This window comes from Mycobacterium triplex (genome assembly GCF_000689255.1).
In the GTDB taxonomy this organism is placed as follows: Bacteria; Actinomycetota; Actinomycetes; order Mycobacteriales; family Mycobacteriaceae; genus Mycobacterium; species Mycobacterium triplex.
Map to the genome: position 1 here is coordinate 4,480,178 of NZ_HG964446.1, position 17,240 is coordinate 4,497,417.

Sequence of the window (17,240 nt, forward strand, 5' to 3'; positions counted from 1 at the left end):
CATGCGTGCTACACCGTAAGGACTAAGAGGATCCAACAACGCGAATTAGAGAATCCGAAAAGCAAACGGACGACAAATTATTGGCCACACGCACAACAATTCGAATCTTGGGAGGGCACAGTGACGCTCATCGAACGAGCCACCAAATCGGCGAACTCGGTTGCCGACCAAACGGTTTCGACGGTTAGCCAGATCGGGACCGCGGTCGCGGAGGGCGTCGTCGTTACAACTAGGGACATCCGCACCGGTATGCGGGAGGGAAACATCCGCCCGCGGACGGCCGTCATCGCCGCGGCGGTCGGGCTGATCGCCGTCGTCGAATGGCCCATTCTGCTAGCCGCCGGCGGTGTCGCCCTGCTCGCCAGCAAACTGAAGAAGCGGACTCCCGAAGCGGAATCCGAGTCCGAGACCGAAGCCGAGATCGTCACCGCCGAATAGGTGGTGGGTCCGCTCCCAAAGTGGCCGGGGCGCCTCGGCCGCGGCCGAGGACTCACGGCACGCCGGTCCGCGCGGTAACCTCATTCTCGTAGCGCACGCATGCGCGACGGAAGGGGACATAGCGCACATGACCGCCCCCAGCGATGACGCCGAAGTGACCCGCGGCGACCGCTTCATCAAGACCGCCGTGGAGATCCTGGGCGAGACCGGGCGCACCGACTTCACCGTGCAGGAGGTCGTCGCCCGCTCCAAGACCTCGTTACGGGCCTTCTACCAACACTTCAGCAGCAAGGACGAGCTACTGCTCGCGCTGTTCGACCGGACCATTTCGCAATCGGTGCTGACCTGGCGTGCCGAGGCCACCGGCCTGGACAGCACGTCCGCGCTGAAGCTGGTGATCGACCGCATCAGCCAGCAGCCGGAATCGAGCACCCAGGACAGCCTGAACCGGGCGCTCGGCCTCTACAACCAGCATCTGGCCGATACCCGACCCCGCGAATACGCCCGCGTGCTGTCCCCGCTGTATCAACTGATCCGCGACATCGTCGGGCAGGGCATCACCGAGGGAGTGTTCAACCCCGCCCTCGATGTCGGCGCGTCGGCCGCCATCGTCATGCAGACGATGATGGGCGCGCAGCGGTTGCATTGGCTGGGCGCCGAATTGAACGGAACACCGGTCGACACCGGCCAGTTGTACGACTTCTGCAGCCGCGCGCTGGGCATCCGGGACACCGACGACGAAACGACCACGCCGTCACTGGCGGAGTTGTTCGCCGCAATCGGCTTGCGCGCTGGTTCCCGCAATGGCGAATTTGCGATGACGATGCCGGTGAGTCCGCACGTGGTCAACACTTCCGGGGCGCTGCAGGGCGGCCTGATCGCCACCCTCGTCGACGTCGCGGGCGGCCAGTACGGCCTCGATTTTCTGCAGCCGGGCACCACGATGACGACCGCGGATCTGTTCGTCCGCTACCTGCGCCCGATCCGCCAGGGCGCCGCGTTCGCGGTGCCCCGGATGCTGCGCGCCGGCCGGCGGGCGATGGTCATGCAGGTCGACATCTACGGCGACGGCGACGACGAGGTCGCCGCCACGGCGACGGTGAATTTCGCCATCATCAACGGCGCGACACCCAAGGGTCTCCGAGCCGACACCTGACGCCGGTACATGTTGTTGCGCAGAAGTGGTAACGTCATTACCACCCAAAGAGAATCCAGCCCTCAAGGAGATCGCCATGCCGTCTCGCGAGCTTCCGTTCCCGGTATTCGACGCCGACAACCACATGTACGAGCCGCAGGAAGCGCTGACCAAGTTCCTGCCGGACAAGCGCAAGAACGTGATCGACTACGTGCAGGTGCGCGGTCGCACCAAGATCGTGGTGCGCGGCCACATCAGCGAATACATCCCCAACCCCACGTTCGAAGTGGTGGCCCGTCCCGGTGCCCAGGAGGACTACTTCCGGCACGGCTCCCAGGGCAAGAGCTACCGCGAGATCCTCGGCGAGCCGATGAAGGCCATCCCCGCGTTCCGCGAGCCCGGCGCCCGCCTCGAAGTCATGGATGAGCTGGGCATCGACTACGCGCTGATGTTCCCGACGCTGGCCAGCCTGGTCGAGGAGCGCATGAAGGACGACCCGGAGATGACCCACGACGTCATCCACGCGCTCAACGAGTGGATGCACGAGCAGTGGTCGTTCAACTATCAGGACCGCATCTTCGCCACCCCGGTCATCACCCTGCCGATCGTCGACCGTGCGCTCGAGGAACTGCAGTGGTGTCTGGAGCGCGGTGCCCGCACCGTGCTGGTCCGCCCGGCACCGGTGCCCGGCTACCGCGGCAGCCGGTCGTTCGGCCTGGAGGAATTCGACCCGTTCTGGCAGGCCTGTGTGGCCGCCGAGATCCCGGTCTCGATGCACGCCTCCGACAGCGGCTACTCCGAGCTGCTGAACATCTGGGAGCCCGGCGACGAGTTCCTGCCGTTCAAGCCGACGGCCTTCCGCAGCCTGGCCATGGGCCACCGTCCCATCGAAGACGCGTTCGGCGCGCTGATCTGCCACGGCGCGCTGACCCGCAATCCCGACCTGCGGATCCTGTCCATCGAAAACGGCGCCGACTGGGTACCGACCCTGTTCAAGGGCCTCAAGGGCGTGTACAAGAAGATGCCGCAGGCGTTCGCCGAGGACCCGATCGAGACGTTCAAGCGGTGCGTCTACGTCAGCCCGTTCTGGGAGGACCGGTTCACCGAGATCGTCAACATGGTCGGCACCGACCGCGTGGTCTTCGGTTCCGACTGGCCGCACCCCGAGGGCCTCAAGGACCCGATCACCTTCGTCGACGAGCTGGAGGATTTCAGCGACGAGGACAAGGCCAAGATCATGGGCGGCAACTTGATGCAACTCATGAAGGTCTCCAAGCCGGCCAAGAAGCCGGTGAACGCCTGATCCGACCGTAGGCATCGCCCGCCTCCGAGCGACACAGCGTTACGTGTCGCACGGAGGCGGGCACTGTTATATGTCCAGGTCAGAGGTGGGACTATAGACGCGGCCTGCGGACTTGCTATAGAAAAGAATCTTCCCTCCGAACAAGGAGGTCGCCCCGGCATCCAGCACGGTCCCGTTGGCGCGACCCGTTAGGAGCGCACGATGAACCTGGCTTCGGTTGAGTCGTCAGTGACCAGAGTGACGCTGAGCCCCCGGCTGGTTTCCGAGCTCGGGGATCCGCACAGCACCTTGCGGGCGGCGACCCAGCGCAGCGGCGCGGTCGTGATCATCCGCGCCGGCGGCGAGGTCGATGCCGCCAACGAGCACACCTGGCGACGGCTGGTCGAGGAGGCGGCCGCGGTCGCGACCCCGCCGGGCCCGTTCATCGTCGACATCAACGGCCTTGATTTCATGGGTTGCTGTGCGTTCGCCGTCCTGGCCACCGAATCCGGCCGGTGCCGCGCCCGCGGCGTCGCATTGCGGCTGGTCAGCTGCGATCCCGGTGTCGCCCGGGTGGTCCAGGCATGCCATCTCGGCAGTGTTTTGCCGCTGCATCCGACGATTGATGCCGCGCTTGCCACCACAGTGGCATGACAGCACGTGCCCAAGGTCACGTGACCGTTAGCAAACTGATGCACGAGGCACCCCCCAGCCATTGCTAATCTGATTACTTGCGTGTGTCGAATAGGACCGCGCATTGTCAGATTTCTCGGTCCACACAGGTCCATACAAAAGGCCCGCAGGGAGGCTCAGGAGGGACGGCCAAATGGTGGCCGAAAAGGACTGGGACAAAATTGTTGGTGCGGCCGATGACGTGCGCCGCATCTTCGAAAAGGTCCCCGCGATGCTGATCGGGCTGGAAGGGCCCGAACACCGCTTTGTCGCGGCCAACGCCGCCTATCGCGCGCTGAACCCGGCGCTCGACCCGGTGGGCATGCTGGTCCGCGAGGTCTATCCCGAATTGGAGAGCCAGCAAATCTTCCAGATGCTCGACCGGGTCTACCAGACCGGCGAGCGGCAGTCCGGGGCGGAGTGGCGGTTGCAGGCCGACTTCGAAGGAACGGGACTCGAGGAGCGCTATTTCGACTTCCTGGTCACCCCGCGCCGCGGCAAGGGCGGAGAAATCGAGGGTGTGCAGGTCATCTTCGACGACGTCACCGACCGCGTGCAGGCGCGACTGGCCGCCGAGGCGCGCATCGAGGAACTATCCGAGCGTTACCGCAACGTCCGCGATTCCGCCATCGTCATGCAACAGGCGCTGCTTGCCTCGTCGGTACCCGTGGTTCCCGGTGCCGACATCACCGCGCAATACCTCGTCGCCACCGAGGACACCGCGGCCGGCGGCGACTGGTTTGACGCCATACCCGTCGGGGATCGGTTGATGCTCATCGTCGGCGACGTCGTCGGCCATGGCGTCGAGGCCGCGGCGGTCATGTCGCAATTGCGTACCGCGCTGCGCATGCAGATATCGCAGGGCCACACCATCACCGAGGCGCTCGAGGCAGTCGACCGGTTCCATGAGCAGGTGCCGGGATCGAAGTCGGCGACGTTGTGCGTCGGCTCGCTCGACTACGCCACGGGCGAATTCCAGTACTGCACCGCCGGGCATCCGCCGCCGCTGGTGGTGACCGCCGCCGCGACCGCACATTATGTGGAGCCCTCCGGCGCGGGTCCGCTCGGCAGCCGCGCCGGGTTCGGCGTGCGCAGCGAAATGCTCGACATCGGCGACTCGATATTGTTCTATTCGGACGGACTGATCGAGCGTCCCGGGCGTCCGCTGGGCGCCAGCACCGCCGAATTCGCCGACCTTGCCGCCAACATCGCCGCCGGCGTCGGCGGGTTCGTGATCGATGCCCCGACGCGTACCATCGACCGCATCTGTTCGGAAACACTCGAATTGCTGCTCCGGTCAACCGGTTACAACGACGACGTCACCTTGCTTGCCGCACAGCGCCGCACTCCCCCCGCACCGCTGCACATGACGCTGGACGCGACGATCCACGCCGCACGCACCGTACGCTCCCGGCTGCGCGGCTGGCTCTCGGAACTCGGCGCCGACGCCGACGACATCTCCGACGTCGTACACGCGATCTCCGAGTTCGTCGAGAACGCCGTCGAACATGGTTATCGCACCGAGGTTTCCGACGGTGTCGTCGTCGAGGCATCGCTGTCCGGCGACGGCAACCTGCATGCATCGGTGATCGACCGCGGACAATGGAAGGATCACCGTGAAGGCGAACAGGGCCGTGGCCGGGGGCTCGCGATGGCAGAGGCGTTGGTTTCCCAGGCCCTCATCGCACGCAGCGACACCGGGACCACGGCCAGCGTGACGCACCGACTATCACGACCGGCCAACTTCGTCACCGATACGATCGTCAGCCGGGGAACCTACCGCCGCGCCGTCGACAACGAATTCTCCTCAACCGTTCGCGAAGCCGGCTATATCGTGGTCAGCGGCGACGTCGACTCCAACACCGCGTCCACCCTGGACCGCCTGATCGCAGTCGAAAGTCGTTCGGGCATAGCGCCTTTGACGATCGACCTGAGCGCCGTCACCCACCTGGGGTCCGCCGGCGTGAGCGCGCTGGCGGCCGCCCGGGACCGGGCGCTGCGTCAGGGCGGCGACTACGCGTTGATCGCCCCGCCGGGAAGCCCGGCGCATCACATCTTGTCGATGGTCCGGATCCCGGTCAGCAGCGGCGATAGCGAGAACGTCTTCGCGCAAGACTAGTTTCGACCGTGCCGCACCTGATTGAACGGCACCCCGCGGTCGGCGGCGTATTCGCGCGGGAAGCCCAGCACCCGCTCCCCGATCACGTTGCGCGCCATCTCCGTTGTGCCGCCGCCGATGGCGACACTCTGCCGTACCAGGTACCGCAGTCCGGTCTCCAGGCCGTCGCCGATCTCGCCGACCACACCGGCCGCGCCCGCGATCGCCATCGCGGTGTCGACGTCGGTTTGCACGGCCTCGGCGTGGAACAACCGGATCAGCGTGCCGGCCGACGGGGGCAGCACCCCGTCGCGGACACTGCGGGACAGGTGGTCGATCAGCTGGTCGGCGACCGCCCGATGCACCAGCGCCCGGCCGGCCATCTCCCGCACACGTTCGTTGTCGGCCTGGCCGGTCTTCTCCAACAGGCCCACGTAGTCAACGGGATTGGCGTTGCCGCCCTCGCTGCCGCTGCCGCTGGCGAACTCCGAACCCTGCCCGACTGCCCGGCGCTCATGATAGAGCTGCCGCGAGGCCACCGCCCAGCCGCCGTTGACCTCCCCCACCACGGCGTCGTCACCGACGTCCACGCCGTCGAAGAACTCCTCGCAAAACTCCGTTGATCCGCTGAGCATCGTGATGCGGCGCAACGTGATTCCCGGATGATCGATCGGCACCAGGAACATGGTCAGGCCTTCGTGCTTGGGCACATCCCAATCGGTGCGAGCCAGGCACAGGCCGTAGTCGGCGGCGAACGCACTGGTGCTCCAGGTCTTGGCGCCGTTGATCACCCAGCGGTCACCACGGCGTTCGGCGCGGGTGATGACGCCGGCCAGATCCGAGCCGCCGCTGGGTTCGCTCAGCAGTTGCACCAGCACCTCGTCCCCCCGCAGCGCCGCGGCGATGTGCTGTTTCTTCTGCTCCTCACTACCGGTGTCGAGCAGCGTGGCGCAGCAGATGGTGAACGTCGGAATGTTGAGGATCAACGGCATCTCGTAGCGCAGCGACTCGTCGTCGAACGCCTTCTGATAGGCGTAATCCAGACCCAGGCCGCCGTATTCGCGGGGGAAGCAGATGCCGGCGAATCCGCCTTCATAGAGCCGCTTTTGCAGTTCGCGGGCCCGCTTCCAGGCGTCCTCGTCGTCGCGCGGCGCGGGCGGCGGCGAATCGGGGTCGATGGGCGGCATGTTGTCCGCCAGCCACGCTCGGGCGCGGGCGGCGAACTCGGCAACGGATTCCGTCGGCGTCATTTCGCGGAACGCTCCCAGTCGTAGACGCGTAAGTTGTGTTCTTCCGGAGTGCCGAACAGGGAGCGGTACAACGTAACTCGCCTGAGGTAGAGGTGCAGGTCGTGTTCCCAGGTGACGCCGATGCCGCCATGCATCTGCACACAACCCTGCACGATCCGCCCCGCCATCTCCGAAACGTAGGACTTGGCGATGCTGGCCGACAGGCCCGCCGTCGGTGCGCGGTCGGCGACGTCGGCAACCGCCGCGGCGGTGGTGGCGCGGCACGCTTCCAGCCACAGCTTCATGTCGGCGAAGCCGTGTTTGAGCGCTTGGTACGACGCCAGCGGGCGGCCGAACGTGTGCCGGTCCAGCGCCCAACCGACGGTGAAGTCGAACACCGTTTGCACGACGCCGACCACCTCGGCGCACTGCAGCACCTGGGCGATCTGGCTCTGCCGGTCGATCAGCGCGGCGGTCTCGGCCGCGCTGCCGATGGCCGCGGCCGAGTCCACGACCACCCCGCCGAAATGCACGCGCGCGTACTGCTTGACCAGGTCCACCGACTGCTGGGGCTCGACCCGGACGCCCGGGGCGTCCGTCGGGACCAGGAACTGGCGAACCTCAGCGCCGCAGCGCGCCACCACGAGCAGCAGGCCGCTCTGGGCGCCGGCCTCGACGCGGTCCTTGGTGCCGTCAATGCGATAGCCGGTATCGGTCGCGGTGGCCGTCACCGCAGGGTCCAGCGGCGCCCAGCCGCGGCCGGGTTCCGAGACCGCCCACGACGCCACGGTTTCGCCGGAGATCAGCGACTCGATGACGCCCGCGTGCGTCCGCGCATCGGCGGATTCGGCGAGCGCGGTGAGCACGACGCTGACCGGGTACAACGGTCCGGGAGCGACGGTTTTGCCGAGTAGTTCGGCGACCGTGGCCAGATCCGCGAGGCCGTTCTCCGAGACGCTGCCGCCGCCCAGCTCCTCCGGAACCAGCAGTCCCGTCCAGCCGAGTTCCGCGGCGCGCCGCCACCAGGCCGGGTCGAAGGAGGCCCCCGCGGCGTGCAGTTCACGGACGCGACTCAGCGGCGCTTCCTTCTGCAGAAAGGACTGGGTTGTCGAGATGAAGAGCGCCTTTTCGGGCGAGTCCACGGCGGTCATGACGCCGACAGGCCCTTGCGCAACAATCGGTTGCCGCCGCCAAGAATCACGTTCTCGATATTAGCAAATGCGAATACCGTAAGCGCTACCGGAGTTGGGTCGATAACCCCGCCGAGCCATTACATCGCGAAGACCCGGCGCACCGATTGCGCGTGCAACGCCCGGTTCTCAACAGAGACAACCCAATCCGGCACCATCGAATCGAAGCCGTTGAATGTCGCTGCGATCACGTGCAATTCGGTGTGGACGAAGGCATGCAGGAGCCGGTTGGCGTAGTCGATGGCCTCGTCGCGGCACGGGTCGATCTCCGAACAGCTGATGAAAGTGGGCGGCAGCCCCTCCAGGTTCGCCCGGTGCGCCGGGACGTGCTGACCGCTGGCGCTAGCGGGGCCGAGGTAATGACTCCACGCCCGGCTAACCGCCGGGCCGTTGAGACCCGGCGTGCGCTGAAATTCGCGCCGCGACGGCGTGGCATCGCTGTCCAGCATCGGCTGGTGCAGGATCTGCATCAGGATCTGCGGGCCCTCGGCGTCGAACATCCGCTGAGCCAGACTCGCGACCAGCGCGGCACCCGCATCCCGGCCCATCACGGCGACGCGGCTCGCATCGACGTCCAGCTCCGCGCAGTTGCGGATCGCGTAGTAAAAACCCGCCTCGACGTCGTCGAGTGCCGCCGGGGCCGGATTCTCCGGCGCCAGCCGGTAGTCGACCGAAACCACCAGGCAGCCGCCCTCGCGGGCCAGCTCGACGCACGCCGCGTGGTCGGTGTCCAGGTTGCCGGTCACGAACCCGCCGCCGTGGGCGTAGACGAGCAACGGCGCTCCCGAATCACCGTCGATGCGGCCCCGGTAGAAGCGGAGGTTCAGCTGCTGGCCGCCCGGGCCGGAGATCGAGCGTGATTCGACACTCACGCCCTCGGTGTCGACGGCCGCGGCGCGCTCCGCGGCAAACCGGTTGGCCTGCTCCCGCTCGGCAGCCAGTGTCTCGGCACGGAATTCGACGATGCCCAGCTCGCTCGCGGCATCGCGCAGCACCGGGTCGATGCGGTTAATGCCTTGCGGGCGGGTCAAATCCGTTTGCGTCATACCGTCTCAACTTCCGGGCCGATGGGGCTGGCTGTCATCCGGGCACGGCAATAGGCCATGTCGGAAACCATATTCAAGGTAGACCTGACCGACCGCCGGGTCTCACCCAGAGCCCTATGCGCGGTGCGCGGACGGCGCCCGGCCGGCTCAGCCCTGTGCGGAAGCGGCGCCGGGCCGCTCACCGGGCAGCGCCTGCACGGTCGGCGGCAACCCGTAGAGCGCCGTCGCGTTCCCGCGCATGATCCGCTCCCGCTGGTCGGCGGGGAACCGGTTGATCGCGTACGTCGGCGAGTCATAGCTCCAGTGCGGATAGTCCGTCGAGAACATGAGATTGTCTCCCAGGTCCATCATTTCCAGATATTCGCGAAACTCTACGATGTCGACGTCTTCCAGGGGCTGAGTGGTGAAGCGGACATGCTCGCGGACGTAGTCCGACGGCCGGCGCCGCACCTGCGGAAGGTCGCCGCGGCGGGCCTCCCAGATCCGGTCCATCCGTGACATCACCGGCATCGCCCAGGTGAAGCCGCCCTCGACGAAGACCACCCGCAGATCGGGGTGGCGATCGAACGCACCGTCGAAAACCAGGCTCATCAGGTGCGACACATACAGCAGCGGCCAGGACGCGAAGAAGTCGTGCCAGTGCGCGGGATTGCCGACCGGATACAGCGGGATCAGTTCGAACGGCGTCTGCCCCATCAGGTGGGTGGCCACCGGCAGCCCGTTGCGTGCCGCGGCTTCGTAAAGGGGATCGAAATGCGGACTGCCGAAAGGGATTCCGCGGGTCTGCGGCGTCATCAGCACCTGAGCCATATAGGGATGGCCTGCCCATCGCTCGACTTCGCGTGCCGCCTGCTCCGGCGTCTGCGCGCTGACGCTGATCGACCCGCGCCAGCGGCCGTGCGCGTTGTGCTTGTCCAGCCACACGTCGGCGAGCCAGTCGTTGTAGGTGGACTTGAGCACGTGCTCGGCCTGGGGTAGCTGCGCGTCGCACATCGGCTCGAGCGAGGCGATGCTGACGCCGGCGTCGACCAGCAGTTGCTTGGCGGCGTAATCCGGGTCGCTGCCGGCGACCCCGCCTCCCGGCGGCCACGAGTCCATCCGCAGCGACGACGTCTTGTACGAATCCGGGGTGTCGTAGAAATACCCGACCGGGCTGACCGCATTTCCGGTGGGCCAGATCTTGTCGACCCACTCGGCCGGTGCATACGACTTGAGCACATCGGTCGAGACCGGCAACGGGTGGACGTCGGTGTCGACGATGGTGACGGCGACGTGGTCGTCGCGACCGGTCTGCGATTCGACGCGTTCGATCGTGGTCATTGCGCTCGCTCCTTAGCTTCAAGCCCGTAAAGCTCACTGGCGTTTCGCCACAGCACCTTGTCGCGCTGGGCGGCATCGAGGTTCTCGGCCGGCACCGACGGCGGCGACGTGGACCAGTGGGGGTAGCCCGATCCGTACATCACCAGGTCGGATTTGCCGGTGAACTCCATCCAGCGCTGCGCCTGGCCGGCATCGGGCGGTCCGTCGAACGCCGATGAGCAGAACCGGACATGGCCGGGCAGATATTCGCTGGGATAGCGGTCGACCCAGGGGGTTTGGTCGCGCATCGACAACCAGAAGGTGTCCAGCCGCCACATCAGCGGGGTGAGGATGTCGTAGCCGCCGTCGGCGAAGACGAATTTGAGGTCCGGCAGCCGGCCGAACACGCCTTCGACGATCAGCGTGGCCAGATGCACGAAATAGTTCAGCGGCATGAACGCCGCATAGCCGGGGTAGGTGTGCGCGTGCCCGGCGAACGTCGGGGCGTGGTCGACACCGTTGCCGCCGTTGATGTGCACGGCGACGGGTAGACCGTGGGCCGCGGCGGCCTCCCAGATGGGTTCGAACATCGGCTTGCCGTACGGCTCGCGCGACTGCATCGGGATCCCGACTTGCACCAGCTTCGGATGGTCGGCGAGACGTTCGATCTCCGCGACGGCGCCTCGGGGGTCCTCGGGATTGACCTTGATCGTGCCCCGGAAACGGTCGGTGGTGTCGGGCTCGAGCCAGCGATCGAGCAGCCAGTCGTTGACCGCGGCGCAGATGCTGGTGTTGAGCAGGTAGTCGGCGATGTTGCCGCGCGTCAACGGGTTCAGGATTGCGTAGTCGACCCCGGCGTCTTCGAACAAGTGGCGACTCACGGTGGCGGGATCCGATCCCGGGTAGTGCTCCCCGTAGAGGTCCGCACGGTAGTCACCCCCGGGCGCTTGGTACCACTGCTGTTCGACGTCGGGCACCGCGCGCAGTTGGTGGGCGGCGGGGAGGTAGCGCCGAATCTCGGCGTTGTAGCGGAAGTGCGGTTGCACGTTCGCGTCGATAACCATGGGGCTCATGCGGTCAGGTACACCTCCCCGTCGCTGACATCGACCGGGTAAGTACGGATGCGACGACTCGGATCGGCCACACTCTGCCCGGTCGTCACATCGAATTCCCAGTTGTGCCAAGGGCATCGAACGATCTGCCCGTCACGCACCCGGCGTATCCCGCCGGGTTCGTCCGGCGCCGATTCGGTGGTACCCCCGAGCAGGCCAAGGCACAGCGGGGCGCCTTCGTGCGAGCAGTAGTTCACGATCGCGTACAGCGCGCCGTGCACGTTGTACACGCCCACGCCGAACTTGCCGACGTCGACGAGCTTCATCCCGCCGGGCGGCAGCTCGTCGAGGGAACACACGAATCGCCGCTGGGCCACTTGAGAATCACCGCCTCCTGGACCTATCCCGATCAATACTGAGCCCGTTACGGTAACCGCCACAAGTCATTGGGCTTCGTTGCTATTTATACTATGATAGCGACAATCCGCTCACACACCCGCCGAAGACGCCGGGACGGTCCGGAACCGACCTGCATCAACGGCCCTACCGGTTGCTCAGGAGGAGCGCTGATGCCGCTAAGCATCGATTCCGTCGGCGAGCCCGTCACGCTCGATTTCACCGGTGAGACCAGCCCCTATCCGTTCTACGAATACATGCGGCGTACCGATCCGGTCTGGCACGGCGCGCTGGGGGATCACTCTCAGATGCCCGACGAGCTGAGGCCGAAAGACGAGTGGGTGCTGTTCGGCTATGACGATGTGTTTCAAGCCTTCCGCGACGATCGGATCTTCACGTCGGCCGCCTACGACAAGACGATCGGGTTGGTCATGGGGCACACGATCCTGGCGATGGGCGGCAAGGAACACCACGACCACCGCAGCCTGGTGGCCAAGGCCTTTCGGGCCACCGCGCTGGAACGGTGGGAGCCGTCGGTCATCGGTCCGGTGTGCGATCAGCTGATCGACGAGATCAAACACGACGGTCAGGCCGACCTGGTCAAGGCGCTGACGTTCGAGTTCCCCACCCGGATCATCTCGGTGCTGCTGGGGCTGCCCCCGGAGGATCTCGACATGTTCCGGCGCCTGTCGCTCGATCTCATCTCGATTCCGACCGACATCGTGGCCGGGCTCAACGCCGCGACCGAGTTGCACGGCTACTTCCTCGAGCAAGTCGAGCAGCGGCGCCGCAAGCTGACCAACGACATCATCGGCGACCTGGTCGCCGCCGAGATCGACGGCGAGAAACTCACCGACGACGCGATCATCGCGTTCCTGCGCTTGCTGCTGCCCGCCGGGCTCGAAACGACCTACCGCTCGTCGGGCAACCTGTTGTACCTGCTGCTGACCCACCCCGAGCAGCTGGAGATGGTCCGGGCAGACCGGTCACTGATCCCCGCCGCCATCGAGGAAGGCCTGCGGGTCGAGACGCCGCTGACCATGGTCATGCGCACCACCACCGAAGAAGTCGAAATCGGCGGCAAGACAATCCCCGCCGAGGCGCAGATCGACATGTGCATGGGCTCGGCCAACCGCGACGAAAGTCGTTGGCCCGACGCAAATCGCTTCGACATCCACCGGCCCCGCCAAGCCCACATCGCGTTCGCCGGCGGCATCCATATGTGCCTCGGAATGCATTTGGCCCGGCTGGAAACCCGGGTCATGCTGAACAGCCTGCTCGACCGGGTTTCCGACCTCGCCTTGGTTCCCGACGACGGCAGCGGCGAGGAGTCCAGGATCATCGGCCTGACCTTCCGGTCGCCGAACAAGCTTCCCGTCACGTTCACCCCGGCCGCATGAAAAGCCGCGCGGCGATCCTGCACGATGTCGGCGGACCTTGGTCTGTCGAGGATTTCGACCTCGACGCGCCGCGGGCCGGCGAGGTTTTGGTCGAGATGGCCGCGGCCGGGATGTGTCACTCCGACGATCACATCCTCTCCGGCGACATGTCGGCGCCCAACGAGATGCTGCGCTCGCTGGGGTTGCCCACCATGTTCCCGATGATCGGCGGACACGAGGGTTCGGGCATCGTGCGTGAAGTTGGGGACGGCGTAACGGAATTCGTACCCGGTGACCACGTGGTGATGTCGTTCGTCGCGGTCTGCGGGCAGTGCCGCTGGTGCGCGAGCGGCATGGAGTACATCTGCGACATGGGAGCCAGCGTGCTCACGCCCGGTATGCCGACCGACGGCACCTACCGCCATCACACCGCCGGGGGCAAGCCGTTGGGTCATCTGGCCAAGGTGGGGGCGTTCTCCAAACACACTGTGGTGTCGACGAATTCGCTGGTGAAGATCGAGCCACATCTACCGCTGGTGCCCAGCGCGCTGCTGTCCTGCGCGATACCGACCGGGTTCGGCTCGGTGGCCAATCGCTCCAACATGCGACCGGGTGACACCGTGGTCGTGATCGGTGTCGGTGGAATCGGTACCGGCGCGATTCAGGGCGCCCGGGTCGGCGGCGCCGCACACATCGTCGCCGTCGATCCGGTGGAGTTCAAGCAGAAGTCGGCGTTGCGGTTCGGCGCCACCCACACCGCCGCGACCGCGGCTGACGCAATGGAGCTGGTACGCGACCTGAGCTACGGGGTGATGGCCGACGCCGTCGTCGTCTCGCCGTCGCTGATCACTCCCGACGACGTCCGCGACGCGGTGCGGCTCACCCGCAAGGGCGGGACCTGCGTGCTGACCGGCATGACCTCGCAGTTGACCAGCTCAGTCAAGATCGATCTGCAGGACTTCATCCTGTCGAACAAGTCGCTCGCCGGCACCGCATTCGGTTCGTGCAACCCGAAAGCCGACATCTTCCGGCTGGCCCGGCTGTACCAGACCGGGCAGCTCCAGCTCGACGAGATGATCACCCGGCGTTACCGACTCGACGACATCAACGACGCCTACGACGACCTGCGGAACGGAAAAATCGTCCGGGGCGTCATCGATTTCGGGATCGAGTGACTTCATTTCCCGCGACCCATCAGCCGCTGCAGCTGGCCGTAGGCGTCGATCGGGCTGTGCAGGGCAAGACCCCCATCGGCATGCACGACCTGGCCTGTCACCCAAGGTAATTCGAGTACACCCACGATGGCCCCGGCCACGTCGGTGGCCTGTCCCAGGCCGCCGAGTGCCGTGCGCTCGGTCAGGCCTTCCACCCAGCCCGGCAGTGCTTCGGGGTTGGGCAGCATCGGCGTTCGGGTGACACCGGGCCCGACGGCGTTCACCCGGATGCCGTGTGTCCCCCACTCGACGGCGGCGACCTTGACCAACATGTCCACCCCGGCCTTCGACACGCAATAGGCGCCCATGTCGCGGTCGGCGATGGAGCCGCTGATGCTGGACACCGCGACGATCGAACCGCCCGCCCCGGCATCGATCATGGCCTGCGCCGCGGCGCGGATCGTCAGCCAGGTGCCGGTCAGGTTCACCGCCAGCACTCGTTCCCAGTCCGCGGGCGCCTGCTTGAGCAGCACCCCCGCCGCTCCCACCGCGGCGCACGTCACCACCCGGGTGGGCACCCCGCGCTCCCGCACGGTTCGTTGCATCGCCGCCGACACCGCATCGGGATCGCTGACGTCGCAGGCGATGTCGGCGACCGACAGGTCCCATACCACGACGTCGTGGCCCGCGTCGCGCAGCCGTCCGGCGACTTCACGGCCGATGCCGGACGCGCCCCCGGTGACCAGTGCGGTGCTCACGGCACCTCGCCTCCTGCGTTTCTTCCTAGGTGATTCTGGCCAGGGTGCGGTCCCACAGCTCACGGGCAAGGGCTGGATCGCCGGATAAGCGGCTGGCTTTGGCGACCCTGCGTTTCGCGTAGTACTCCCCCGGCGTCCAGTCGGCGCCGGGCGCGGTGGACGCGAGCCAGACCAGCTGATCGGCCCCCTCGTCCACGCTCGCGGTGAACCGCGCCTGCGGCGTGTACCGCTGCATGAAGACCAGGAACCGCGATCCCGAGGCGCGGCCGAAGTTGGAGTTGACGTAGCCGGGATGCACTGTCGCAACGGACAATCCGCCCGCATGTTGGCGCCGGTGCAACTCCTTGGTGAACAGCACGATGGCCAGCTTGGACAACGCGTAGGCCGTGCTGGCGCGACGCTGCGCGGTGTTCTCCAGGTCGTCCACGCTGGCTCGGCGGACCAACTTGTGCGACGAACTGGTCGTGTTGACGATCGTGGCGTGCGAATCGAGCAGCACCGGCAACAGCTGGGTGGTCAGCAGAAACGGCGACAAATAGTTGACCTGATAGGTGTGTTCGTAGCCGTCGGGAGTGAGCTGGATCTTGGTGCCCATGCCGCCGGCGTTGTTGAGCAGGACGTCGATGCGGGGGTAGTTGGCGCGAATCTTGTCGGCCAGGGCTCGCACCTGAGCCAGGTCGCTGAAGTCGGCCACGAAATAGTCGGCGTCCAGTTCCGCGGCCACGGCGGCGGTCTTGCTCGACGACCGCCCCACCACTACGACGTTGTCGCCGCCGCGGCGTAACCGGCGAGCCGCCGCCGCACCAATGCCGTCACTGCCACCGGTGATGACAATCGTCTTCGACGTCATAGCGGGAGTGTAGCGATCGACGCGTACGCCCCCGACTCAGACCAGCGAGTAGCGCACCGGCAGGTGCTTGAGGCCGCCGACGAATGTCGTCGCGACCAATTCCGGATCCCCGGTCAGCTCAATCGATTTGAGCCTGGGCAGCAGCTCGGAGAAGAAGCTGTTGACCTCCATCCGGGCCAGTGCGGCCCCCATGCAAAAGTGCACGCCGTAGCCGAAGGCCAGATGCTTGTTGGGGTCACGCCCGACGTCGAAGCGGAACGGGTCGTCGAAGACATCCTCGTCGCGGTTGCCCGACACATAGGACAGCAGCACGGAATCCCCCGCGGCGATCGGTACTCCGCGCACGGTGGTGTCCTCGTTGGCAGTCCGCATGAATTCCTTGACCGGAGTGACCCAGCGGATCATCTCCTCGGTGGCCAGCGGCATCAGGTCGAGATTGTTCCGCAGGCGGTCCAGCTGGTCCGGGTTTTCGATGAGCGCCTGCATGCCGCCGGAAATGGTCGCGCTGGTGGTGTCGTGACCCGCGGTGGCCACGATCAGGTAGTAGGACACGGTGTCGATGTCGGACAGCGGTTCTCCGTCGACGCGGGCATTGGCGATGGCCGACGCGAGATCCTCGGTCGGGTTCGCCCGCCGCGACGCCGTGACGTCGTTGAAGTAACCGAACATATCGAGCAGTGCCGGAATCTGGTCCTCATTCGAGGTGCCCCGCTTGAATTCGCTGTCCTCGCTGCCGAACAGCTCCTGGGTGAGCTTGAGCATCCGGGCGAAGTCGGCCTCCGGGATGCCCAGCAGCGACATGATCACGTAGAGGGGATAGTTCACCGCCACCTGCTGGACGAAGTCGCATTCCGGCCCGACGGCCAGCATCTTGTCGACGTAGATCTTGGCGAGTTCGTCGACGCGCATCTTCATCGCGCGCATGGCCTTTGGCCGAAACCAGTCCGAGCCGATCGCGCGCACCACCCGGTGTTGCGGGTCGTCCATGTGAATCAGCGTGCGCACCCCGGCGCTGGCTTGCAGCTCGTCGCCGACCGTGGTGGTCAACACCGGGCGGGGCCAGTTGGTGAACAGCATGTTCTGCCGCTCGATGTCCATGATGTCGGCGTGTTTGGTGATCGCCCAGAACGGCTTGTAGTCCGGCACCTCGACCCACGACACCGGCGCGGTGGCACGCAAGTGAGCCAGCGCCGCGTGCAGCCGCTTCTCGTCGGTGTACGCCAACGGATCTGCCAGGGACCTTCCGGCATCGTCCATCGTCG

16 protein-coding genes are annotated in these 17,240 nt (G+C 66.2%); 7 read left to right on the top strand and 9 right to left on the bottom strand.

What is annotated here, in order from left to right:
- The first annotated feature begins 120 nt into the window (after positions 1-120).
- The 5 genes from BN973_RS30020 (at position 121) to BN973_RS20675 (ending at position 5,646) form a co-directional block, all read left to right on the top strand.
- Positions 121-438 (top strand): hypothetical protein, encoded by a 318-nt coding sequence (locus BN973_RS30020; protein ID WP_051641386.1) that lies wholly within the window; start codon positions 121-123, stop codon positions 436-438.
- Between the two features lie 127 nt (positions 439-565).
- Positions 566-1,594 carry a hotdog fold thioesterase gene (locus BN973_RS20660; RefSeq protein ID WP_036470550.1) on the top strand — a complete coding sequence of 343 codons (1,029 nt, stop codon included), beginning with the start codon at positions 566-568 and terminating at the stop codon, positions 1,592-1,594.
- A 76-nt stretch (positions 1,595-1,670) separates the two neighbouring features.
- Positions 1,671-2,876, top strand: a complete 1,206-nt coding sequence (locus tag BN973_RS20665; protein ID WP_036470553.1) for an amidohydrolase family protein — start codon at positions 1,671-1,673, stop codon at positions 2,874-2,876.
- Positions 2,877-3,077: 201 nt separating this feature from the next.
- A complete protein-coding gene (locus BN973_RS20670; protein WP_036470555.1) occupies positions 3,078-3,509 on the top strand; it encodes an anti-sigma factor antagonist in 432 nt (143 codons plus the stop codon).
- Positions 3,510-3,681: 172 nt separating this feature from the next.
- A complete protein-coding gene (locus BN973_RS20675; protein WP_036470557.1) occupies positions 3,682-5,646 on the top strand; it encodes a SpoIIE family protein phosphatase in 1,965 nt (654 codons plus the stop codon).
- Here the strand turns inward: BN973_RS20675 and BN973_RS20680 are convergent.
- The 6 genes from BN973_RS20680 to BN973_RS20705 form a co-directional block, all read right to left on the bottom strand.
- A complete protein-coding gene (locus BN973_RS20680; RefSeq protein WP_036470559.1) occupies positions 5,643-6,875 on the bottom strand; it encodes an acyl-CoA dehydrogenase family protein in 1,233 nt (410 codons plus the stop codon). The genes BN973_RS20675 and BN973_RS20680 overlap by 4 nt on opposite strands.
- Positions 6,872-8,005: an acyl-CoA dehydrogenase family protein gene (locus tag BN973_RS20685; RefSeq protein WP_036470560.1), complete on the bottom strand. Its 1,134-nt coding sequence runs from the start codon at positions 8,003-8,005 to the stop codon at positions 6,872-6,874. Before BN973_RS20685 ends, BN973_RS20680 begins: the two co-directional genes overlap by 4 nt.
- 119 nt (positions 8,006-8,124) lie before the next feature.
- The gene (locus BN973_RS20690; protein WP_036470562.1) at positions 8,125-9,090 is read right to left on the bottom strand and encodes an alpha/beta hydrolase; all 966 of its coding nucleotides are present in this window, start codon (positions 9,088-9,090) and stop codon (positions 8,125-8,127) included.
- 147 nt (positions 9,091-9,237) lie between these two features.
- Positions 9,238-10,410, bottom strand: a complete 1,173-nt coding sequence (locus tag BN973_RS20695) for an amidohydrolase family protein (RefSeq protein WP_036470565.1) — start codon at positions 10,408-10,410, stop codon at positions 9,238-9,240.
- Positions 10,407-11,453 carry an amidohydrolase family protein gene (locus tag BN973_RS20700; RefSeq protein WP_036472794.1) on the bottom strand — a complete coding sequence of 349 codons (1,047 nt, stop codon included), beginning with the start codon at positions 11,451-11,453 and terminating at the stop codon, positions 10,407-10,409. Before BN973_RS20700 ends, BN973_RS20695 begins: the two co-directional genes overlap by 4 nt.
- A gap of 5 nt (positions 11,454-11,458) precedes the next feature.
- Positions 11,459-11,818 carry a Rieske (2Fe-2S) protein gene (locus BN973_RS20705; protein WP_036470567.1) on the bottom strand — a complete coding sequence of 120 codons (360 nt, stop codon included), beginning with the start codon at positions 11,816-11,818 and terminating at the stop codon, positions 11,459-11,461.
- A gap of 192 nt (positions 11,819-12,010) precedes the next feature.
- Here BN973_RS20705 and BN973_RS20710 point away from each other — a divergent pair, with 192 nt between their 5' ends.
- A complete protein-coding gene (locus tag BN973_RS20710; protein WP_036470569.1) occupies positions 12,011-13,237 on the top strand; it encodes a cytochrome P450 in 1,227 nt (408 codons plus the stop codon).
- Positions 13,234-14,391, top strand: a complete 1,158-nt coding sequence (locus BN973_RS20715) for a Zn-dependent alcohol dehydrogenase (protein WP_036470572.1) — start codon at positions 13,234-13,236, stop codon at positions 14,389-14,391. The genes BN973_RS20710 and BN973_RS20715 overlap by 4 nt, the downstream gene beginning before the upstream one ends.
- A gap of 2 nt (positions 14,392-14,393) precedes the next feature.
- On the opposite strand, the gene BN973_RS20720 is transcribed toward BN973_RS20715, so the two are convergent.
- From BN973_RS20720 to BN973_RS20730, 3 genes are read right to left on the bottom strand one after another with little or no spacing between them, the layout of a single operon-like run.
- On the bottom strand, positions 14,394-15,128 hold the full coding sequence (locus BN973_RS20720) for an SDR family NAD(P)-dependent oxidoreductase (protein ID WP_036470575.1): 735 nt from the start codon (positions 15,126-15,128) through the stop codon (positions 14,394-14,396).
- Positions 15,129-15,153: 25 nt separating this feature from the next.
- On the bottom strand, positions 15,154-15,978 hold the full coding sequence (locus BN973_RS20725; RefSeq protein ID WP_036470576.1) for an SDR family NAD(P)-dependent oxidoreductase: 825 nt from the start codon (positions 15,976-15,978) through the stop codon (positions 15,154-15,156).
- 36 nt (positions 15,979-16,014) lie between these two features.
- Positions 16,015-17,235 (bottom strand): cytochrome P450, encoded by a 1,221-nt coding sequence (locus BN973_RS20730; protein ID WP_036470578.1) that lies wholly within the window; start codon positions 17,233-17,235, stop codon positions 16,015-16,017.
- Positions 17,236-17,240: the final 5 nt, after the last annotated feature.